The sequence below is a fragment of the Gammaproteobacteria bacterium genome (assembly GCA_016195665.1).
Taxonomy (GTDB): domain Bacteria; phylum Pseudomonadota; class Gammaproteobacteria; order SURF-13; family SURF-13; genus JACPZD01.
In genome coordinates, this window is sequence record JACPZD010000028.1 from 23,107 (window position 1) to 45,567 (window position 22,461).

General features: G+C 60.0%; 19 protein-coding genes. 2 read left to right on the forward strand and 17 right to left on the reverse strand.

The features are described from left to right. Positions 1-15 precede the first annotated feature (15 nt). Positions 16-909 (forward strand): sulfotransferase, encoded by an 894-nt coding sequence (locus HY028_07965; protein MBI3344770.1) that lies wholly within the window; start codon positions 16-18, stop codon positions 907-909. Between the two features lie 68 nt (positions 910-977). Here the strand turns inward: HY028_07965 and HY028_07970 are convergent, their stop codons facing one another. The 5 genes from HY028_07970 to HY028_07990 all read right to left on the reverse strand — a co-directional run bounded on the left by HY028_07970 (position 978) and on the right by HY028_07990 (position 6,295). Then, positions 978-1,832 carry a tetratricopeptide repeat protein gene (locus HY028_07970; protein MBI3344771.1) on the reverse strand — a complete coding sequence of 285 codons (855 nt, stop codon included), beginning with the start codon at positions 1,830-1,832 and terminating at the stop codon, positions 978-980. A gap of 5 nt (positions 1,833-1,837) precedes the next feature. After that, the gene (locus HY028_07975; GenBank protein MBI3344772.1) at positions 1,838-2,992 is read right to left on the reverse strand and encodes a glycosyltransferase family 4 protein; all 1,155 of its coding nucleotides are present in this window, start codon (positions 2,990-2,992) and stop codon (positions 1,838-1,840) included. Positions 2,993-3,000: 8 nt separating this feature from the next. Beyond that, positions 3,001-3,945, reverse strand: a complete 945-nt coding sequence (locus HY028_07980) for a glycosyltransferase family 2 protein (GenBank protein ID MBI3344773.1) — start codon at positions 3,943-3,945, stop codon at positions 3,001-3,003. Between the two features lie 103 nt (positions 3,946-4,048). Next, positions 4,049-5,275, reverse strand: coding sequence for a glycosyl hydrolase (locus tag HY028_07985; GenBank protein ID MBI3344774.1), 1,227 nt, complete (start codon positions 5,273-5,275; stop codon positions 4,049-4,051). Between the two features lie 48 nt (positions 5,276-5,323). Next, entirely contained in the window at positions 5,324-6,295 is a 972-nt protein-coding gene (locus tag HY028_07990) for a sulfotransferase (protein MBI3344775.1), read from the reverse strand. A gap of 79 nt (positions 6,296-6,374) precedes the next feature. Here HY028_07990 and HY028_07995 point away from each other — a divergent pair, with 79 nt between their 5' ends. Further along, entirely contained in the window at positions 6,375-8,228 is a 1,854-nt protein-coding gene (locus HY028_07995) for an asparagine synthase (protein ID MBI3344776.1), read from the forward strand. Positions 8,229-8,252: 24 nt separating this feature from the next. On the opposite strand, the gene HY028_08000 is transcribed toward HY028_07995, so the two are convergent. The 12 genes from HY028_08000 to xrtA all read right to left on the reverse strand — a co-directional run bounded on the left by HY028_08000 (position 8,253) and on the right by xrtA (position 22,461). Continuing rightward, complete coding sequence (locus HY028_08000) at positions 8,253-9,626, reverse strand: MBL fold metallo-hydrolase (protein ID MBI3344777.1); 1,374 nt, start codon at positions 9,624-9,626, stop codon at positions 8,253-8,255. Then, on the reverse strand, positions 9,623-10,963 hold the full coding sequence (locus HY028_08005; protein ID MBI3344778.1) for a putative O-glycosylation ligase, exosortase A system-associated: 1,341 nt from the start codon (positions 10,961-10,963) through the stop codon (positions 9,623-9,625). The genes HY028_08000 and HY028_08005 overlap by 4 nt, the downstream gene beginning before the upstream one ends. After that, positions 10,954-11,790 (reverse strand): formyl transferase, encoded by an 837-nt coding sequence (locus HY028_08010; protein ID MBI3344779.1) that lies wholly within the window; start codon positions 11,788-11,790, stop codon positions 10,954-10,956. The genes HY028_08005 and HY028_08010 overlap by 10 nt, the downstream gene beginning before the upstream one ends. Then, entirely contained in the window at positions 11,783-13,012 is a 1,230-nt protein-coding gene (locus HY028_08015) for a terpene cyclase/mutase family protein (protein MBI3344780.1), read from the reverse strand. The genes HY028_08010 and HY028_08015 overlap by 8 nt, the downstream gene beginning before the upstream one ends. Before the next feature lie 20 nt (positions 13,013-13,032). Then, positions 13,033-14,445, reverse strand: a complete 1,413-nt coding sequence (locus HY028_08020; protein MBI3344781.1) for a phenylacetate--CoA ligase family protein — start codon at positions 14,443-14,445, stop codon at positions 13,033-13,035. Positions 14,446-14,456: 11 nt separating this feature from the next. Continuing rightward, complete coding sequence (locus HY028_08025) at positions 14,457-15,707, reverse strand: glycosyltransferase (protein ID MBI3344782.1); 1,251 nt, start codon at positions 15,705-15,707, stop codon at positions 14,457-14,459. Continuing rightward, on the reverse strand, positions 15,700-16,917 hold the full coding sequence (locus HY028_08030; protein MBI3344783.1) for a glycosyltransferase, exosortase A system-associated: 1,218 nt from the start codon (positions 16,915-16,917) through the stop codon (positions 15,700-15,702). Before HY028_08030 ends, HY028_08025 begins: the two co-directional genes overlap by 8 nt. 3 nt (positions 16,918-16,920) lie before the next feature. After that, positions 16,921-18,846: an amidotransferase 1, exosortase A system-associated gene (locus HY028_08035; GenBank protein ID MBI3344784.1), complete on the reverse strand. Its 1,926-nt coding sequence runs from the start codon at positions 18,844-18,846 to the stop codon at positions 16,921-16,923. 97 nt (positions 18,847-18,943) lie between these two features. Continuing rightward, positions 18,944-19,234: an XRE family transcriptional regulator gene (locus tag HY028_08040; GenBank protein MBI3344785.1), complete on the reverse strand. Its 291-nt coding sequence runs from the start codon at positions 19,232-19,234 to the stop codon at positions 18,944-18,946. After that, on the reverse strand, positions 19,231-19,560 hold the full coding sequence (locus HY028_08045) for a type II toxin-antitoxin system RelE/ParE family toxin (GenBank protein ID MBI3344786.1): 330 nt from the start codon (positions 19,558-19,560) through the stop codon (positions 19,231-19,233). The genes HY028_08040 and HY028_08045 overlap by 4 nt, the downstream gene beginning before the upstream one ends. Positions 19,561-19,638: 78 nt before the next feature. Beyond that, positions 19,639-20,838 (reverse strand): TIGR03088 family PEP-CTERM/XrtA system glycosyltransferase, encoded by a 1,200-nt coding sequence (locus HY028_08050; GenBank protein MBI3344787.1) that lies wholly within the window; start codon positions 20,836-20,838, stop codon positions 19,639-19,641. A gap of 48 nt (positions 20,839-20,886) precedes the next feature. After that, a complete protein-coding gene (gene xrtA / locus HY028_08055; GenBank protein ID MBI3344788.1) occupies positions 20,887-22,461 on the reverse strand; it encodes an exosortase A in 1,575 nt (524 codons plus the stop codon).

The following is a 22,461-nucleotide window of genomic DNA, read 5'->3' on the forward strand; positions in this document are numbered from 1 at the left end:
ATGGTGGCTAACTGAATGGGCGCCAGAAAACCAGACTTCATCATCATCGGCGCAGCCAAGGCCGGCACCACCTCCCTATACCGTCATTTAACCTGGCATCCCTCCATCTTTATGAGTGATCCCAAGGAACCCACCTATTTCGCATTTGACGAGCGCTATGGCAGAGGTGAGGATTGGTATCTGTCCCTGTTTTCCGGCGCAGGCGAGGCACAACTCTGTGGCGAGGCGTCGACCAACTACACCAACTGGCCGCTCTACCCTCATACGGTGAAACGCATGCATGCGTTGCTGCCCGACGTAAAACTCATCTATGTCATGCGCCATCCGGTAGATCGCGCCTATTCCCACTATATCCAGTTGATCAACAACATCCGCAACGATGATCCGGATTACACCTTCACCGATACCTTCGAACAGCATATCGCGAAGGATGACAGCGTCATCCAGAGCAGCCATTACATGCTGCAAATCAATCGCTTTTTGGAGTATTACCCCCGCGAACGATTCCTGTTCCTTTTTTTCGAAGATTTCATTCAAGATCCCGGATTGACCCTGGAGCGAGTCATCAGCTTTCTGGGCATCGACAAGAAGGTTGATTTGCTGGCACGGGGCGCAGTGAGCGAAAATCTGAATAAGGAAAAGGAAGCCTGGCTGATTCGCTCCAGGCTGACTGGTCCCCTGCGTACATTACCGGGAGCGCAATGGATAGCCGACCATCTTCCCCAGGGGGTGCGTGACAGTATCTACACGATGTTGCGCAAGCTTCCTGCGCATCGGCGCATCGAGGCGGAATTCATCCCCCCCAGGATGCAGACGGAAACCAGAGTTCGGCTACTGGATTATTTTCTTGGGCCGAATCGGGAGTTGGGCGAATTTCTCGGTAAAGACCTGTCGCGCTGGAATGAATGAAACCGGCCAGGCTATTGCATCGGGGCGTCGGCTGGCGGTGAATCCGATTTGGTCTTGTCTAAACTCTCCTAATCCGGGCAGAAACGGCAGTAGGGGTTGGTCGGGGTGCCGATGACGGGCGGTTTGCTATCGCCGGCGCTGCTCGCTTCACCACCACTCTGTTTGTCTTTAGATGTGGCGGTGTCATCTGGCCCAGCTTCCTGTTCAGGCCCCGATTCGGTCGCAGCATCGTGGGGAGTCTGACTTACTCCGGACCGGGTATCTTGCCGCCCGTCCGCAGCATCCGGCGCTGCCGGGTTGCCTGGTGATGCAATACTTTCAGCAGCCGGGAGCGGTTCCTTGCCGCCCAACTCCAGATATTTCTTCTGCAACCCTTTGCTTTTCGGAGCGTGACTGAGACCGTTGGTGACGACCTCCAGAGCCTTGGCCTTATTGCCTCCCTTGATGTAAATCGCTGCCAGGTTCAAATAGGCCTGCACCTGTTTGGGATCGTGTTCGATGGCTTTGACAAAATCGACGGCGGCGGCGCCATCTTGCTTCATCAATTTATGTGCGATACCGCGATTGAGATAGATTTCTCCCGCCAATGGAAAATCGTCGGGCATATCCTTAGCCACGTAATCGATCTCCGGTACGGCACGGCTCAGATAGTAACCCCTTTTCGGGTCGTTCCACAGGCGCTGATACCGGTTGATGTAATTAAGGCCGCTACAGTAGTGATGGATGCCCCGGAATTTCGGACCCAGCCGATTCAACCACATCTGGAATTCAGGCAGATGACCATTATCGGTGGCCCTGACCCTGCAGTATTCCGGCAGCCGCGCCATTTCCGCTTGAGTCGGTGCAAAGGGCAGCAACTCCGCCCCTGTAGCCTGTAATGTGAATAAAAGCAACAGGGTCCCGAATCCTCGCATTCTTCGCACCATGCTCACTCCTTTCCAGCCGCTGGCACACCCAGTCCACTGGTCTTGGCCGCGACCTGTTCCCAAGCAAATGCTCCCAGCGCCCTATGATAGCCGTTTTTACCCATACTGTATCCCACTCCGCCCAGCAGGCGCACAAAGGCATCCACGATGGCCCCCAAGCATTCACCGTTCACTCTCAATCCGGTTTCCCCATCCACCACCGCAGCACCCGTCCCGCCTGCGTTTCCAGCCAATACGGGCCTGCTACAAGCGGCCGCCTCAATAAACACCATGCCAAAACCTTCCGTGTCGCCATTGATCTCGCGGTTGGGCATGGCGAACACGTCGCAGGCATTGTACCAACGAGGCAGATCCTCGGGGCTGACATGGCCCAGAAGGTGGACTTGATTGGCCACTCCCAATTCTCGAGCAAGACTGATCAGATAATCCCGGTCTTCACCCATGCCGATCAGCGCATATCGAACATTGATCCCCTGACGCAGCAGTTCCGGCAGGCTGCGGACGACCATATCGAAACCCTTGCGCCGAGACAGACGTCCCACTGACAAAATGAGTTTTTCACCCGGCCGGAGACCGATGCCGGCCTTAAGATCATCGCAAGGGAGACCCGGGCGGAAGCGCTCCACATCCACACCCGGATAGATCAGGGTGATGCATTCGGGCCGGACATCCATTTTCACCAGTTCGTCGCGGGTGAACTCGCTGTTGGCGATTACCCGGTCGGCGTGACGCAAGGCGAAGCGCATCGCCCTGTACTTGCCCCCCCGGCCCCAGGTGGTGAGCTCCTCGCCGTGGGCATAGATCACCACCGGCAGCCGTATGAGCCGCGCCACCGCCCAGGCCACCAGGCCTTCCGGCAGGGCGCGGCCGGCATGCACCACGTCGAAATCGTGGCGCAGCGCGAGCCGCAGCCCGGTGACGAAGAGCTTGGCGTACATGGCTATTGACTCGGGTTTGAGCCACCAGCGGCGACGGAGTTTCACCCGATGCACGCTGTTGGGGTGGAGCGCGTCAACTTCCGCCGCACCCGGCACGTCGGCGGTGACGATGTGGATATCCTTGCCGCCCAGACGCCGGTAGACCTCGGCGAACCATACCGCGGTACCGCCCTTGGTGGGCAGAAACAGTTCGGTGAAAACCAGATAACGCAGCGCCATCCGTAAGCCTATTTTTTGTCGTCCAGGCCGCGCGCCACCGACAGCAACTCACGCAGTGTGGATAGTCCCGGTTGAGCGAGGAACGATGGCAGGACCGCTCCGACAGCCTCGGTCCGCCGCCCCTGGCGCAGCAGCGCCACCGCCAGGTTGTAGCGGGCGCTGCGCAGGCCGGCGCGGAAACCTCGTTGCACGGCAGGCAACGCCGCGGCAAGCTGAGGTTTCAGCGCCGTAAGCGCCTCCACCGTGAGCCGCTGGGCGCGCAGCGGGTCGCGCCGGGTGGCGCTGCCGGGGTAGATGTAATAAACCGCCATGGGCCGGAGTACGACACCGATGCGACGGCTGGCGGCTGTGAGCCGAATCAGGAAATTGACGTCCTCGCACACCGCGCGCCCCGGCGGATAGCCGCCCAGTTCCAGGAAAGTCCGGCGCGGCACGCTCAGGGTATGGGTGTCGCCGAAATGGTCGGCGACGAAGGCTTCAATCTCCGCCGCTTGATCCATCACCACCCGCTCCGCCCCCGCCGCTCGCGCCAGCAACATCCGCCCCGCCGCCGTGTGGGCGAGCGAGGTCTTGATCAGCCGTCCGTCCGGCTCGCGGTATTCCTGCTCGCCGGTGAGAAAATCCAGTGTTGGATCTTCGGCGATCCACTGGGCATGCCACTCGATGCGGCCGGGATAGTATATGTCGTCGGCGTCCAGGAACGCCAACCAGTCGCCCGTGGCCAGCCGGGCGCCGGCATTGCGTGCCGCCGACACACCGGCGTTGGGCTGGTGCAGGTAGCGCAGTCGCTCCCCGTAGTGCGCCACCACTTGCGCGGTGGCGTCGGTGGAGCCGTCGTTCACCACGATCAATTCATGGACCGGATGGCTTTGGGCCAACACTGAGTCAATGGCGCGGGCCAAGGTGGCCGCCCCATTGTAGACCGCGATGATGACCGAGAAGCGCGGTGTCATGCCCCCTACCTATAAATCTGCGGCCGAAGGCCGCTCTGACTCTCCTTCTCCCGCTTGCGGGAGAAGGTGGCCCGAAGGGCCGGATGAGGGAGAGACCGCTGGCTCATGGACACAATTCGCGCCCATGGAGTCGGGCGGTCGCTCCCACGAGCCGGCCGGCCAGCCGCAGGGGCAGCGCCAGGCCGGTGACGCGCGCCAATTTCCAGAATCGCGGCAGGATGCGGAGGCGCGCCAACCAGGCCCGCAGCCGTGCCTTGAATCCCGCTTCGATGAGATCCGGTGCGCGTCGCGTCATGGCCTCGGCCAATTCCACCGGGGCCAGGAAACGGATAGAGGGGTACGCCGCCAGTGCCGAATCCAGCGCCCTTCCCAATTCGGCCAGTGCCTCGGCGGCGCCGGCGCGCACGAAGTTGAAGCGATGCGTCTCCACCAGGGTCGGCCGGCCCAACTCCGTGTTGTGCGCCAGCGCCGCCGTCACCCGCTCCGCCTTGTGGTCCAGGGCCGGTTCGAAATAGGCATCGCGCACCAGGTATAGCATGCCGGCGGAACCTCGTTCGCCGTTGCGAAGATCACGGCCGGCCCGGTCAGGCCGGCCGTCCGCGCCGCGCCCCTCATAACGCCGGCCCGGTGTCACCACCACCCGCACCCCGTGGGCCGCCCAGGCCCGTTCGACTGTTTCGCCCCAGACAAAAGCGGGCGGCACCGCCACCACCGGCGGAATGCCGAAAATATCCTTGAACAACGCCGTTTCTTCCGCCACCGCCCGGGCAATGTCCACATCCCGCAGCGGCACGGACGGCAACCGGCTGGCATCGGTCCAGCGGCTCTGTAGATGGGAAGGCAGCGTTTCGGTTTCGGGCAGAGTGCCGGTGGCCAGCCACTGCGCTACGGCGGGATCGGTATGCGCTGCGTTCATCAACACGGCTGGGCTATAATGTTCCAAGCCGTGCAACTGCACCGCGAACACCCCGTCGGCGATTCCCTGCGCCATCGCCCGCCGTATCGGTTCGAAACGCGCATCGGTCAGAGGCAGACGGTGATACCGCTCCATCCGGGCGGCGCGGATGGCCGCCGTATCCGGCAGCGCCAGGATCACCCCCAAGGTCATCAATGCCGGCCGTCCCCGGCTGTCTCGATGTCGCAGCAATACCTGCCGCAGACGCTCCAATGCCTGGGCGTGAAGGGCCGGCCCCGGCCCCCAGTCGTCGCTCTCAATCACCAGAACAGGGAATTTCAGCACCGGTTCGCGCCACGCCGCCGTGATCACTTTTCGGAACGACCAAACAAGCAACAGGACACACAGAGTCCAGGCAAGAAGCGGATAAAGGATCCAGGGCAGCACGTCAGGAATCGGAATATGCAGCGGCAAGAAACTGTTTCAAAGAGGGTATCCCATCCGATGGGCGACAGCCAGCACCGACGGAAGCGCGCGTTCTATCTTGTCCAGGTTGCGTCCGTCCTTCCACTTGTTCAGGCGGATAGCGGAAAAGGCGTTGTATGGAGTATCCAGCACATTTGCACAATGCTGTTGCAACGCCGGGGTGAAGCGCAGGCCGGTGGCCTCGAACAGGGGACGGAAGCCCGCCACCGGATCGCGTACCAGATCCTCGTAACACACCTCGCTCCACTGGGAAGACGGAATAATGCGCTTGGCGTCCAGGATAGCCTGATTGATGGCGCGGTACTGGAACGCGCAGACCTCTTCTACCGGTGCGCGCAGGTAATCGCGCCAGCCCTCAGCCAGAAAAAAGCACCATCGGGTGTAACGGCCGCCGTCGACTTCCACCCGCTCGGGCAGATGGTCGGACCAGGTGGCGAATTCCTCCGGCTTACCCCAGCCCTCGATCAGGGAATTCAGGTTATCGCCGGGGCTGCGCTTGATGAAGACGAAATGGGCATCCGGGAATAGGGCGTGCAGGTATGGCACACACAGGCCGTTCTGATTGTTCTTGTCGACGAAGCGGCGTTTGCCGGTCCAAGCATAGAAATAGCGCGACACGCAGTTGCGGTCATGGTCGCTGGCCTGGGCCGCATCCAGGGCGTGGGTATCCCAACGCTTTTCCGACAGCGGATGCAAGTCCATCCAGAAATCGTGAGTTTCCCGTTGCAGGGAGCCGATTTCTCGCGACTCGGAGAAGGTCTTATAGACCACCGTGGTTCCGGCGCGGCTGCACCCCACGATAAAAACCGGCTTTTGCATGGATGGTTGAAATATGTCCCAGCGCAGGCCACGGACACCTTGTTGAAACCGCTTTTGGCAGTAATGCAGGGTTTTTCCAATTTTTGTCCAGAGCTCACTCACAACAACCTCGTTATTTCCAGCCGGGCTATTAATATCCGGGTCAAACATATCATTATAAGGTACCATTTTGCTAAATTTGGCCTGACTACACTATAAAACCATTGAAAATTGCTGATTTGAACCGGCCATGAGCGGAATATGCGGATGGATGGATGCCTCGACCGGGCAGGACGAGGCGCGTAGCGTTCTGGAACGGATGGTTTCCGCAACCGGGGCTGCCACTGATCCAGGAGGGCAAGAGGCGGTCTTGCCAGGCTGTGCGCTTGCGGTTTACCGGGGCCGCGTACCGGTGGGCCTGCATCGGAATGGCGCGGTGCTTGCAGCCGTGCAGGGCCATGTCCAATGGACATCGAACGACCTGGCCACGCTGGCGGCAAGTCAGGGGATGGGGGCGGCGGCGGCTGCCGCCTATGCGCGCCACGGCGTGGAGTGCCTTCAGGAAATGCGCGGGCCGTTTGCCCTGGCGATTGCGGACGCGCGGACCCAGACCACCCTGCTGGCCGTGGATCGCATGGGCATCCGCACCTTGTGTTACGCCACATCGGGCGAACGGCTAGTGTTCGGTAACACGGCGGATTGCGTGATTGCCCATCCGGCGGTTCAGTCCAAGCTGAGCGAGCAGGCCATTTTTAATTATCTTTACTGCCACATGGTGCCCAGCCCGGGCGCCATCTATGAGGGGGTGGAAAAGCTGCTGCCCGGCGAGCGCCTCGTCTGGCGCCGGGGGGGGGTGGAAAAGAAATTTTACTGGCGGCTCGAATATCACGACCATGCCGCTGCTTCAGTGTCCGCGCTGGAACAGCGTTTCCACGGCGTGCTGCGCGAAAGCATCGGCCGGGCGGCGGACGGGTTGGATGGCGGGCGGGTCGGCGCGTTTCTGAGCGGGGGCACGGACAGCTCCACGGTGGCCGGCATCTTGACCGAAGTGTGCGGCCGGCCGGTGGACACCTATTCGATCGGCTTCGCAGCGGAAGGATTTGACGAGATGGGCTACGCGCGCATCGCCGCCCGCCATTTCGGAACCCGCGCGCATGAATATTACGTGACGCCGCAGGACGTGGTTGATGCGGTGCCGCTGATCGCAAGCAGCTACGACGAACCCTTCGGCAACGACTCTGCCGTGCCAACCTATTACTGCGCAAAGCTGGCTAAAGAAGACGGTGTGAACATCATGCTCGCGGGTGACGGCGGTGACGAAATCTTCGGCGGCAACGCGCGTTATGTCCAGCAAAAGGTGTTCGAATACTACGGCCTGATTCCCAAGCCGTTACGCAGCGGGCTGATAGAGCCGGCGCTTTCCGCCATACCGGGCGGCGCAGCGGTTCTTCCGGTGCGCAAGCTACGCAGCTATATCAAGCAGGCGAATATTCCATTGCCGGACCGGCTGGAATCGTACAATTTCCTGCATCGCATGCCGCTGTCCGAGATTTTCGAGCCGGATTTTTTAGTTCGCCTGGACCCGGAGCATCCGTTGCAAATCATCCGGGAGGCCTATAATAGAACGGCCTCCGCTTCCATCATCAACCGCATGCTGCACCTGGACCTCAAGCAGACTCTTGCCGACAACGACTTGCGCAAGGTTTCGCGCATGTGCGAGAGGGCGGGCGTCGAAGTACGATACCCGCTCATCGACGAGGCGCTGGTGCAGTTCGCCGCGGAATTACCGCCATCCCTCAAGGTGAAGGGATTGAAGCTGCGCTATTTCTTCAAGCACGCGCTGCGCGATTTCTTGCCACGGGAAATCATTGCCAAATCGAAACACGGTTTCGGCCTGCCGTTCGGTCTATGGGTCAACACCCATGCGCCGCTTGCGGATATGGCGCAAGCCAGCCTGGAGGCCTTCCAGCGCCGCGGTTACATGAAGCGCAGCTATATCGACCGGCTGCTTGCGGAACACCGCAGCACTCACGCGACCTACTTCGGGAAAATGATCTGGGCAATCATGATGCTGGAGCAATGGCTGGCAGCGAGAGGGTTATAATATTCATGGAGTGGTGCCAGATGCTCATCGTAGCGACTTCTTGTAGACCCAATAGGCCTTCTTCGCCACCCGGTGTGCGAGGCTGCCCTCGGCAACATACGAACGGTAAATGGCCTCGGCCTTTTTCTCAAACTGAAACTTGAGAAAGTCCAGCACCGCCCGTTTGCGGTAAGCCTTGAAGTAGTCGGCAAGCTCTTGGTCCGATTTGGCTCTGCCATTATCCGCGTACTTGGCCACATAGGGTGTGAAATCCGGATACAGACGTCCCGGACTCCAATTTCCATGCAGGGTGGTCTTCATGAAATTGCCGATCAGCAGGTCGTCGAAGATTTCATACTTGATCGCCGTCATGAGCGAATGCCGGGGCGCTTCGAACGTTACGCCGCGGACCTCCCGCTTTGGATTCAGGCGGATGATATTATCCTGCCCACCGACGCGCAAATTGATGAAATCCAGAAAACGGGAGAGGTGCTGGATGGAGCCGAAATACCGGCCGGCCATCTCCACCTCCGGCCTCTCCAGGGTCTCGCTCCAATCATCCCCGAAGTCGGCCGGACTGAACAGGGTGTGCGGCAGTTCCGCCGGCTTGATTTCCTCGCATAGATCGCGTTCGCAATCGTAACGGATAAACGCCGGCAGCAATTCGCAGCGTTCGGACTTAAAGCCTGTCGCATAGTCCGCAAGCGAGGTGTGGTATTGATTGGCCCAGGCGGAATCCTCGCGTTGATAACCATGCATCGAACTGAACGGAATGAAATACCTTGCCCCGACCGTTTCGGTACGGTGGGCGTTGCGCGCACCGAGACTGGGCACATTCTCGCGCACGGGGATGCGGTTACCATCCTCATCAAAATAGTTGATCATGTCGGCATCGCCGAACCTGCTTGACAGCGCCAGCAGGAACGAGATGTCATATTTCTTGATGATATTCCGCACAAAGCTTTCCCAGCCATGGTCGCTGGCGTCGTTGCGGTTAAACACCAGGCGCCCGTTGATATCGACAAGGAGCACGGCGTCCTGGTTGAAATCCGAGATGCACAGGGCGCGGACATGGGGAGACAGTTGATACCACTCGCGATCCCGTAGGGTGTGGACATCGTAGCCCTGTTCTTTGAGGCCCTGATAAATCCGCTCCCCGACGTGATCTGGCAGCAGAATCTTGCGGTCTCGCAGCAACTCCATGGATGCGGAGCTCAGATGATCCGGGTGGCCGTGAGACAACCAGATATGATCCGCGGCCTTGATGGCGCTCATCTGCTGTTCTGGAATCTCGTGGGAAAAGCCCCAGCTACCGAAGTAAGCGCTGCCGGCAATCCAGGGATCGGTCGCCAACACGGGACGGCCCTGGTCGTAACAGATCAAAATGGCGTTGCCGATGGTGTCGAAGCCGATATTCATATCCCTTCCTTTACTCCTACCCCGGCCTGCTGCCCTCGCCGGCCCGGAGTGGCACGGGTTGCCCCGACTCCTTGCGGCGCCGGCGCCTTTTGCCCCGCCTGCTCGCCGAGCAGGATGACCTTGCTCAAAACCATGATGCAGATCAGATGGTAATACAGATCGAAGTAGGCCAGGCCCAGAAAGGCGCCCCCTGCGGCGTAACCCACCATGCTGACTTGCGTCATGGCGGCGAGGTCCGCCGCCCATTTCTTGTCCGGATCCCGCTTTGCATTCTTAATGACCCATGAGCCGGTGCGCCAGGTGGCAAAGCCCAACAGCAGGAAAAAAGCGAGACCGACAAATCCATGTTCTCCCAACACCTCAAAATAGATACTGTGCGCATCATGGAGGTTTTCCGGGTCAGGGGCGTATATTTTGAATATCTCATACCTGAAGGTTGCGAACCCCCCGCCCACTAACGGCCGGTCCTTGGCCAGGTTGAAGGCCATCGCCCAGGCGTTGAGGCGCCCTTGAGCGGAAGCGTCCTGCTGGTAGGTTGTGATGGTAGACATGCGATCATGCCACTTCTGCGGCATGACCAGCAGGATCAACACCACCGATACGGCGATGACAAGGCTGGTCAAGAACTTGTTACGGCTTTTCAGCCACAGGAAAAGGCCCATCGCGCCGGCCCCCACCAGCCCGCCGCGGGACTGGCTGCCGATCACCGCGAGGGCGCTCAGGATCATGGCCGCAGTGAGACCGTGCCGGATCCAGGTTTTTTTCGTATTCAGCTGAAGATAGCGCATAAGGGGGATGACCATGATCATCGCCAGAGCGATTTCGTTATTGCCGCCGATGAAGGTCCCGAGCGGCCCCCTGACCTCGTACACGCCGCCGTGCAAAACGGTGAAGATGCCGCCTTTAATCCCATAGAAACCCAGGGAGAGCGCGATGATCCACACCAGGGTGTGCAGCTTCTCCCGGGTGTTTATAAGGATCAGCGTGAGAAAAATCATGAGCTGGATCTTGGCGACCTTTTCCATCTGCGGCCAAGCGAGTTCGGGGTAAAAAGCGAAAAAGGTGGTGACGAGCATCCACAGGATAAACAATAACAGCAGGATGCTCTCTCTGGTCCAAGGGATGCGCTTGGATTCCCGCGAAAACAGCAAACCCGCCAGAGTCGTCAAGCCGACAATAAAAGCGAAGGGGAAGGTATAGGCAAAGCCCCAGGACAGGCGATGCGGATTCATGTAGCCGAGCCACGACCAAACGTAAATCCCGATATAGGGCTTGCTCAGTATGAGCGGCAGACTGATCAGCACCACCGCGGTGACGAATATATCTCTTAATGGCATGTCTCATCCGTAACTGTAGATGCTTCGATGAACCAGTGGACCCGTTTTGGCAGATGAACATCCTGCAACAGTCCCTGTTGCATGCGCCGCGCAAGCGTGCGCTCAGCCCGCCAACTGCGATCCCTGACCTGATAGAGCCGTCCCTTGCCCGGCTGCACCCGACCGAGGCGCTCGCCCCGTTCAAGCCGGGCCAGCATTTCACCGAATGCTTCGGCGCTGTCGTGAACCGCGCGCCAGAAAAGGGACAACTCATCGCCGCCGCCCTTTACCTCCGGGCAGACATGAGCGATCAGCGCTCCCGTGTCTATGCCGGCGTCTATCCGGTGCAGGGTGCAGCCCACCTTTTCCGGTTCGCCGTTATGGAGCGCCCAGAAGGTGCAGTCGGCGCCCCGGTATTCCGGCGATAGACCGCCATGGAGATTGAATAACCCGGTTCTTCCCATTTCAAGCAAGGCGCCGCGAATCAAGGAGGCGCCAAACACCGCAATCACATCCGGCTGCAGGTTCTGTGCCAGCCTCACTACATCGGGGTGATTGATATGCGGCACCTCCACCAGCAAGTCCGGCCGGGCAAGGAATGGAGCCCGGCTGCCGAAGAAGAATTTGGCTTCGCCGCCTCCGGTATAGCGCCCGCGATCCCTCAACCAGCGCCAGCCTTTGCGCCAGAGATTGACCGGATTGAGCAGGCGCCGTAATTTTTTACCGTTCCACTGACTCCCGGTTTCCTGCACGATTGCAACCGGGCGGGCGCTTTCGCAGAGCATGTTGGCGACATAGAGATGCCGCGGGGAGCGGCCGCACAGTATCAGTACCGATAAGTCAGACATGTGACATCACCTCCGGCGCGGCGTGGCCGATCTTGGCGACCGGCGGCACGGTCATGTCGGCCATATCCATCATCAGGGCATCGGCAAAAAATTTCGCCGCCCAATTGGGGAATTCAAACATGGAGTACCGTCCCCAGATTGGCGCGGAACCGGCCACCGCACCGCGAAATGTAGGATCCGAATCGGTCAGTCTGTGGTTGCGCTTGAGATAACTCAATCCGCTGCGAGCATGCGCGCGCAAGTCCTCCGCCCCGCACTCGCGGGCGAGTCTCAGCCAGTTCAATCCCATTTGAGCCACACCTGTCAGACAGCAGTAGCTTGCACCGGCCTGCCAATTCTCGTCATAGGCGCCGGCCAGCCAGCCGTCTTGCCGCTGTGTCTTTGCCACGGCGCGAGCCGCTTTCTCCGCCGCCGCAAGATAGCGTTCTTCGCCAAGCACTACCCCGCTTTCCAGGAAACCGCGGATGGCATAAGCGATAGTATGAGTGTAAGGCGGCCGCCCCGGGGTGAAGGCGTTGTTGGCGAACCAGCCGGTGGCCGTTTGTTGCGCCAACGCCCAATCGAGATTATGTATTGCGGCGGCTTTGAGTTTTGCCTCACCTGCGATCAGGGCGGTGGCGAGCAACGCCCAGGTGCCACGGGTATTGTAGGTGTGGGGTACGCCATTATGCTCGAAGCGCCGCCAGCAGCCGTCTCCATCCTGCTGCCGGGCCAGCCAATGACCGGCCTTGACGGCGGCGTCGAGACATTCCTGCCGCCCCAATTGCGTGTATCCGGCGATCATGCCATGCATGATTTGGCCGGTATTGAAAATCACCGGATGACTATCCGGCTCGCCGAAATGTCCGGGAAAGGCGCCGTCTTCCTGCTGAAGCGACAACTCCCAATCAATGATCCAGTGAGCGCGCCCGATCAAGTCAGGCCGATCCAATATTTTGGCGGCTGCCAGAAAAGTTTCGATGATATAGCCGCTGGTTTCCGGATAACTGGGCAGCCAGCCGTCCTCAAAACTCCAGCCGGCGGATACGCCGCCTGCATCCGCCTTGTCTGCCCGCACATCCTGCGCGCGGCACAGCCAGTCGATAGCGGCCCGGAGATGGTCGAGGTGATCTCGTTCCGGCTGATTACCCGGCGCCATCAAGTCCTGCACGATCAGGCGGAGGTGACGCGGACGCCATGGCTTGTAGCGGAAGGGTAATGCGGCAATTTTTGCGATATCCATAGGCGAGATTCTTGTCCGACCTAATTGTACCCGTTGCCCGTGGCGTGCGCCGCCCGCGCGGACTCCAGGCCGGCCTGCAAGGGGACATGGCTCACCACATAACGATATTTTCCGGACGCCTCCACGGGGATGCGTTCCATGAGCCGTATGGTCACGCGCACAGAGTCTCCCATTCGCGCCCTGATCCCGCTTTCAATTTGGCCCTGCCGATCCGGGCCGAAGCCCCGGCCCGGCACCACCAGAACTTCCATGTCCTCAGGCGTATGCTGGATCAGTTTGAATTCCGCCACGCCTTCCACCGCGCGCAGCACATAGATGAGGGCAAGCGCATGCATGATGGCGCCGTCCGCGCGCACGACGAAATCCGTGTTGCGCCCGGCTACTTCGGCGATCACATGCAGCCCGCGTCCGCCGGTGCAGGGACCGTCCGCCATCCGCACCCTATCGCCGGTGCGGTAGCGGATGAAAGGCTGGGCCTCCGAGCACAAGCCGGTGATGACGGCTTCGCCCATCTCACCCGGGCGGGCCGGACTTCCGGTTGCATCCAGCACCTCCAAAAGGATGCTTTCGCTCATGAGCAATAGTTGACCCCCGGGGGCTTCGTGGGCGGTGAAACCGATGTCGCGGCTGCCGAACTCATTGGCGGCGGGCACGTCGAATACTTCCCGGATAAGTTCACGTTGATAGGGATAGAGCGGTTCGCCGGTGGTGCATACCACCTTCAAGCCGGGCAGCTTGAGTCGCACGCCGCGATCGCGGGCGCGCGCCGCCAGCAGGGCGATGCTGCTCGCGTAACCGTAGATGCACTTGGGCTGGTAGGCTTGTATGGCACGTATATAAGCGTCCATGTTGGCGGGAGACATCTCGAAGGCATTCAGCACCAACTGGTTCAGCAACCGATCGCGCAGGGTTTTGATCCGGTCGGTTTTGTCAAGCTCCACCGGCGCGCCCCACAGATACACTTCCCGGTCGCCCACGTCCACGCCCCACCAGCGCCGCGCACGGATGCGGCCCGCGGCGTCGGAGGCCTGGCGGCTCCGGCCGTAGTAAAAAATCAGCGGTTGTCCACTGGAGCCGCCGGTGTTGTATTTGAACGCGCCGCCGGGTACGCCGGCCCAGCGCATCGCCTCGCCATGTTCTTGGGCGTCCTGTTTGGTCATGGTAGGCAAGCGGCGCAAATCGGCCAGGGTCAACGGCGCGGAATCGGGCGCCACATCCAATCCGGCGGCGCGGATCCGTTCCGCGTGCCAGGGGCTGTGCGCCAACGCGGTCTGTAGCAATATTTTCAGCTTTTTAAGCTGCAGTTGTTCGATGGCTACGCGGGACCACCATTGGGTTTGCTCCAGTTCGGCGAGGTAGCGAAACGTGGGCCGTTTGAGCAGCCTCTCGTGCAGGGGGTAAATAACGCGGCGGGTGAGCAAGGAACTAACCATGGTTGTTTGCATCACGCAACCCGGCCCCTGGCGCCGGTTGCTTGTTTCTTGTCCTTTGGTGGGTTTCCGGTAAGCGCGGAAAATTCCTCCACCAGCACGTTGACCCGACTGTCCCAGGAATTGGCCCGGGCATAGTCCACGATGGCGCTGCGATCCCAACTCTTGCGCAAGGCATCGGCAAGGGCGCGCTCCAGCGCCGGGCCATCGCCAAATTCGACTATCGTGCCTAAATCGGAAGTTGTCACCACTTCGCGGTTGCCGCCTACATCGGTGGTGACCACGGGCAAGCCGCAGGCCATGGCTTCGAGAAACACGTTGGCCCAACCCTCGTTGCGCGTGGCGAGCACGAAGACATCCGCTGCGGACAGGGGGAACTTCAACTCGTCGGGAGATAATGCCCCAAGAAAGATGACGTGGTCCGCGAGACCCAATTGTGCGGCCTGCGCCCGCAGCTTTTCGCCCCAGTTCCCTTCCGGGCCGGCGCCTCCTATGATCAGGTAAATCAGATTGGGGAATTTTTTCACCAGTACCGGCAGCCCCTCGATGACCCGGTGGAACCCTTTGCGTTCCGTCAGCGCACCCACCGAAACCATTATCGGGACATCCGGTGCTAGGTTCAGCCTGCGCCTTGCCTCACCCCGTTCAATCGGACTGAACTTGACGGTATCCACCCCGTTGCCCACCACGCGAATTTTGCCGGCATCGGCGCCCAAACCCGCCACGTGACGCTTGAGCGATTCGGACACCGAGAACACCCGCGCCGCTCCGGAAAGCGCGGCGACGATACCCCTGCGCCGGCCCGGATCCCTCGCCAGGGGCACTTCGGTGCCGCGCAGGGTGATCGTTACCGGCGCCTTGAGCCATTTACCGAGCAGCGTGGCGGCATAACCGTCGGGGTAGGCAAAATGCGCGTCAATCACGTCAAATGCAAAACGCCGTTTCAGGCGCAGCAGGGTCGGCAAGCTTCCCAAGGCCATGAACAGGCCGTCCAGGGATTTGAACAGCCCCGGCACGGAAAAAAAGCGCGGGTGGAGGACTTCGATGCCGTCCTGAATTTCATGCCGGGGCGCGTCGGGACGAAAATGAGGACGCCATCCGCGGATCAATCTTTGCAGCGGAAACCATGGCACGGGCGCCACCACGGTAAGGGGCAATATCTTACCCACGCGGAACATGCGCTCGCGGATGAAGAGCCCGGCGCTAGGTTGCCCGGGATGGGGGAACAGAGTGGTGAATACCACCAAGCGCGGTGATTCAGCCATAGCGCGCCTGTGCCGTAAGGTGTTCGTAGATGCCTTGGTAACGGGCGACGGAGACCTTCCAGTTGCGTTCGGTCTCTACAAATCGGCGCGCGGCGGATTTGAGAGCGGGCCAGCGTTCGGGGTGTTCGATCAGGTCGAGCACCTTCGCCGCAAGAGCATCGGGATCATCGGCCTTGAACAGGACGCCGGTTTCTCCGTCACGAATGAGTTCGCAGTGACCGCCCACGCCGGAGGCGGCGATCAAGCGTCCTTGCGCCATCGCCTCCAGGGGTTTGAGGGGAGTCACAAGATCGGTAAGACGCATGGAGAGGCGCGGATAAACCAGCACATCTATCAGATCATAGTAGCGCTGCACATTATTATGCGGCACACGCCCGGTAAAGATTACTTTATCTTGCACGCCCAATTCCGTGGCAAGCTGTTTTAGCGCCTCTTCTTGCGGCCCGCCGCCTACCAACAGAACACGGGCGCGTGGAAAATCTCTGAGCATCAACGGCAAGGCCCTCAGTAATACCGCAAGCCCTTCATAGGCGTAGAAGGAACCGATGAATCCAAAAACCAGACAATCTTCCAAACCGAGCGTGCGCTTGAGGGCAAGGTCAACGGTCGTATCTCTGGAAAATTTTATGATGTCCACGGCGTTGGGAATGACGGTCACCTTATGTTCCGGTATGCCACGCGCGACGATATCGCTGCGGAGGCCCTCACAGATGGTGGTCACGGCGTCCACCCGTTTGAGCACATAGGTCTCCATGGCGCGGGTCAGCCGGTAGCGCAGCCCCCCTTCCCTGCTGGTGCCATGATCCACAGCGGCGTCTTCCCAGAAGGCCCTGACTTCATATACCACGGGGATATTCAAACGGCGCGCCACCCTGAGCGCCGGGATGGCGTTCAACACCGGCGAATGGGCGTGCAGCACATGTGGCTTGATGCGGTGCACCACTTCTTCCAGCCGCTGCGTGGTCCCGCCCATCAGTGCAATTTCCTTCAAGCCGGGCAGCCCGGTGAATATCCCGTTGGCCGGGGAGGTACGGTAAAAGTGCCAGCCGTCCACCTCTTCTTCCATCACGTTACAGCCTTCTTGCTTGGGACCGGTGAGGTGAAACGTCTCCCATCCCAGCGCCCGCTGCTGCTCGAGAATCGAAAGCGTGCGGAAGGTGTAACCACTGTGCAGCGGAATCGAGTGATCGAGGATGTGCAAGATGCGCATGGCTCAGACGGCGGCCTTCAGTGCGGGAGCGGCCTGCGCGCCCATGACGTTGCGCAGGAATGATTCGAACATCAGCAACGACCAGAGCGGCGCACCGTAATCACGCAACCCCGACTGGTGCTGCTCAACCATCTGGTGCAGAAAGTTCGGATTAAACAGCCCCGTGTCCGCCAGCGTCGCGCCGAGTACACTGTCGCGCACCTTTTGCCTCAAAGGACCACGAAACCAGCTTGCCAAAGGTACGGAAAAGCCCATTTTCGTCCGGTACAGAATCTCGTTTGGCAAATAAGGCTCCAGCGATTTTTTGAGCAGATATTTTCCCTCCCCGCCGCGCAGCTTGAGTGCAGGAGATAAGCTAGCCAGCCATTCCATCAACGGGTGGTCCAGCAAGGGCTCGCGCACCTCGAGGGCGTGCGCCATGCTGGCTCGGTCCACCTTGGTCAGGATATCGCCGACCAGGTAGGTCTTCATATCAAGATATTGCACGAAAGACAGCGGCTCATCCGTGGGCGCGCGCGCGGCGTGGCTGCGCAAGACTTCAAGGGCGGTGTAATTTTGCAGGTCGGCGCGAAACTTATCGCTGAATAATTTGCTCCGCATGTCATCGCTCATGACGGAAACACTGTGAAAATAGCCCGCCGCCGAATCGCGCGCCAACGCCTCAAGGGTTGACTTGGCGCGGAACAGCTTCGGCGCCCAGTCCGCCTTCGGATACAGCCTGCCCATCGCGCCGAATAGCGGCCGGCGCAAGGCCAACGGCAGCAAACTCCGCAGCCGTTCTTCATAAAGGTGATAGCGGTAGCGCCGGTAACCGGCAAAATTTTCGTCGCCGCCGTCGCCCGACAGCGCCACCGTCACCGTTTTGCGCGCCAGTTCGCAGACGCGGTAAGTCGGGATGGCGGAACTGTCTGCATAGGGTTCGTCGTACAGCATGGCCAGCCGATCCACCAGATCGAAGTCGTCTTTATCCACCTGTTCGACACGATGGCGGGTGCGGTAACGATCCGCCACCTGTTGCGCATAAGCAGATTCATTGAACGCCGGGTCGCCAAAGGAGATGGAACAGGTATTGACCGGTTCCGTCGAGAGGCCCGCCATCATCGCCACCACCGCGCTCGAGTCCACACCCCCGGAAAGAAAGGCGCCCAACGGGACTTCCGAGATCAAACGGATTTTAACGGCTTCGCGCAATCTGACTATCAGCTCTTCGCGCGCGTCTTGTTCCGGGATAGCCGGGCCGGACTTGAAAGATATATCCCAATATTGTTTGGGCTGCGCCCAGGGTTGTCCTCGTTGCAGGGTGAGTGTATGGCCCGGTGAAAGTTTCAGTGCGTGTTTGAATATCGTGCGCGGCTCAGGAACATAGCCGTATGCGAAATAGTCCTCAATGGCAAAGGGATCCAGCTCGCGCTGCAAGCCGGGATGAACCAGCAGGGATTTGAGTTCCGACCCAAACAGGAAGGTACCGTCGGGAAGCGCCGCATAGTACAGCGGCTTCACGCCCAGGCGGTCGCGCGCGAGAAAAAGGATGTGCCGGTTACGATCCCATAGACCGAAGGCGAACATCCCGCGAAAGCGCTGCACACAGGCCTCGCCCCACTGTTCCCAGGCATGGACGATGACTTCGGTATCGCAGTGGGTGCGAAAGGTGTGACCGAGTTTCTTCAATTCCTCCATCAAGTCCGGGAAGTTATAGATCTCCCCGTTGAATACCACCACCACGCTGCCGTCTTCATTGAACAGGGGTTGCTGTCCGCTGGAGAGATCAATGATCGAGAGCCGCCGGTGCCCTAGTCCCAGGCCAGGCTCGAAATGCACACCGCCTTCGTCTGGCCCACGATGAAACTGAGACTGATTCATCCGCTCCAGCAGCGGGCGATCCATCTCGCGCTGCGCATGTGTATCAAATAGACCAACTATGCCGCACATCGTGCTTCCCTTCTGTTCAACTGCGTTGGACTAGGCACGAAACCCAACATGGAGCTTCATATGTCACTAGTTGCCGCCAGGGCACTGACCTTTAATGCTAAGCGGCTTTTTTGACAGTTAGCTTGACGCGCATTCCAGCCTTGGCGAGTATATTAACCAAAGCGTCTAAACTGAACTTGTCGATCTTTCCCTTGAGCAGCAGATTAAGGCGGGGCTGGGTAATACCCAGCGTGTGCGCCGCTTTCTCCTGGGTCACCCCTTTGGCCAGATCGCGCACCTTCGCCATCAGCTCCGAGCGCAGCAAAAGGTTTTGCGCTTCTTCATCTGGAAAACCAAGGTCACGGAAGACGTTTCCGCTACCCTCTGTGATTTTCAATTTTTTTTTCATGACGATTTCCTCTGATTCACCAATTCACGGTAGCGCTGGGTTGCCAAGTCAATATCGCGCTTCGCCGTTTGTTGCGTCTTCTTGGCAAAGGCGTGGAGTATATAGACTGCTTCAGCAAACTTTGCCACGTAAATGACCCTGTACTGATTTTCGGCACGAATGCGAACTTCTTTCACGCCAAGCCCGATGCTGGGCATAGACTTCCAGTCTGACGGCTCCCTGCCTTTTTGTATCTCGTTGAGTTCGAAGCCTGTCTCGCGCCGGGCCTCGTCTGAGAATTCACGGACAGCTTGTAGGCTATCGCCAATCCACCTTAACGGCTTCATCCGTTATTATTCCAGTTCTGATATAAAATGCAAGAGGGCTACTTCGCTTTCATGGGTTTGACCAGGTCCGCACTACTCTTAAGCCCAGCCGCCCCTATCATCGTCGCTCCTTCTGAAACCGCCAACCCGTCCATGATCTCCGCCCTGCAGCAGCCGGTCATAGACATTCATATAATTCTGCGCCATGGCCTCGATACTAAAAAGGCGCGCGGCCCACTCGCGCGCGGCAAGACCCTGCCTTCTGCGTTCTTCAGGATTCCCCAAATAGTAGCTCAACGCCTCCGCCATCGCGTGAGGATCACCCGGCGGGACCAGTTGTCCGGTACGCCCTGCCTCGACCAGCTCGGGGTTCCCCCCCACTCGCGTGGCCACCACGGGCAGGCCGCTCGCCATGGCCTCGAGGATGGTGTTGGAGATGCCTTCTCCGAGCGAAGGCGATACAAACACATCCAAGGCCCGCATGATCTCCGGCACGTCCGCCCGCTCACCAGGCAGCCACGCCAGGTCTGCGGCGTTTGCGGCCTGCAATTGCCCTAGACAAGACGCGCGGCTGGGGCCGTCACCCGCGATGACCAGGCGCAGCCGCCCTCTTGCCGCCGGCTCCCTCTCCAAAATCTGAAGAAATGCGCGCACCAGCGTCGGGTAATCCTTCACCTCGACCATCCGGCCCACGCTGCCGATCACGATTTCCCCGTCGCGCAGAAATCCGGGCGGGCCGATGGGGCTGCGTTCACCCTCGCGCGGATGAAAGCGCGCGCTGTCCACCCCATTGTAGATCTGGGCAATACGCTCCGGCGGCACACCCACGGTCTGCACCAGCCAGCCCTGGAGGTCCCGGCTCAGGGCGATGTAGCGGTGCACCAGCGGGCGCGCCAGCTTGCGCAGCAGGTTGTACTTGCGGCTGCGGCCATGCAGATCGAATACGTCCCGCCCGTGTTCGCCGTGAATTCTGGCGCTCACACCCGCCAGGCCCGCCACGAACTGACCTTCCAGGGCGGACAGGTTGCGCGTGTGCACGATGTCCGGCCGCAATTGCCGCAACAACCGCCACAGCCGCCAGTAAAGCCCCAGGTCGTGCCCCGGCTGCTTGTCCAGGGCGTAAAACCGCACATCTTCGCGTTCAATGCGCTTGCGAAAATCGGTATACCCATCCAGACACACGACCGCGTGCCGGTAGCGGTCTGCGGGCATGCGGTTGATCAGGTTCACCAAGCCATTTTCCAGACCGCCCACGTCGAAGTGGTGGATCACATGCGTGATAAGCGGCGCTTGTCTCATACCTCGTCCATGCCTGCCGGTGAGTAACGCCAACCCCGGGCGCCGGGCCTACTGATGCGATACATCCTTGAGGCTCGCTTCCATGCCCGGCAGCATATCGTTGAGAAAGGCTTGCAACACGGACGCCGCCTCTTCCGGTTGTTCATCATAGGGCGCGGCGATAATAATCGCGGCGCCCTCGCCCCGTCCGCCGAACAGCCTGGTCTTGGCGAGCAGCAGTTTGGCCAGATAAGGGTTAACGGTATCCTGCTCCTGAATCCGGTTCCAGTTCCACACCAGCAGGCGCTGCGCAGGGGAGCGCAACTTGGTCTGCACCACGCGCTCCTGCCGACCGGCCAGCACAATAGTTCGATAGCCTTCGCCAACCTTGCTCCACACCGGGTGTTTCTGGTGCACCATGACGTTGGTCGAGGTCACCAGCTCCGCGCCCTGCCGCTGGGTCCGATAATAGCCCAGATAGACGCTCACGGTCTGATCGCCTTTACGGTAAGTCTGCATGATGGAGGCATCCGGGTGGGCGTACTCCGGCCGCCAGCCCGAAAGCGGGGTGCTCTGTGCCTGCCAGCCTCCCGCCGGGGCGGGAACAGGCATGTCCAATCCTGCGGTAGAGATTGGCTTGTCCTCCAGATGGGCTGCGTAACCCGGCCACAGCGCGGAAATCGCCATGGCGAAGACCGCCGCAATCACCATGCCCCGCAACGGGACAGGCTTGTCAAATTCCCGCGGGGGAACAGATCTTTCGAGGGTGCCGATCTCCTTGTCGTCTTCGCGCCAGAACGAGCCCATCCAGAACAACAGCAGTATGACCAGACCGAAAAACACCCAGCCGTAAAGGTAATGATCCACACCCAGCGCCAGTTTCATGTCGCTCAGGTGGGCGATCATTACGATCATGTAGGCGCGCAGTCCGTTGGCGAATATCGGCACGACGATCGACAGGAGCACAAACAGTAAACGCTTCCACAAGGTACGGTAGGTGAGGTAGGCATAGAGACAACCCAGCGTCAACGAGGCGATAAGATAACGCAGGCCGCTACAGCCCTCGACCACCGACCACTGTCCGCTGGGTATGGTGAAAAACAAACCTTCGCGATATACCGGTATACCGGTCAGTTGCAATGCGGCAACTGTAAAGTCGGCGGTGAACGCCATCAAGGGAGGGAGAAATATTTCCCCGAACGGAACCGCGAACAGTAAAAACAGTAACGGGAAGGCAAGCTCCCAGACTATCTTGCCGCCGAGGAGGGTCCAGACCAGCAGCGGGATCATCAACACCAGGCTGTATTGCTGCACCACCTTCACGTCGGCCAACCCGGCCAGCAGCCAAACAAATCCGGTCACCCCTAACAACAACAACGGCCAGTAGCTCGGCTCCGGCCTGAGCGCCAACACCGATCGCCGACGAGTCCAGATGAGATAGGCGCTGATGGGGAAAATCAAGAAACCGTGCGCGAAAGTCTCCGAACGCATCCAGATGGCCACGGCGGAGAACACGGTCTCCTTATACCACACGAACAGCCAGAGCATTACGAAGGTCGTCACGACCGCCGCAAGCAGCCAAGCCCTGCGCTGTGCGGCCGGGTCCAGCGGCGCCGATGTAACCAGCCCTGATTCAATCTTCAT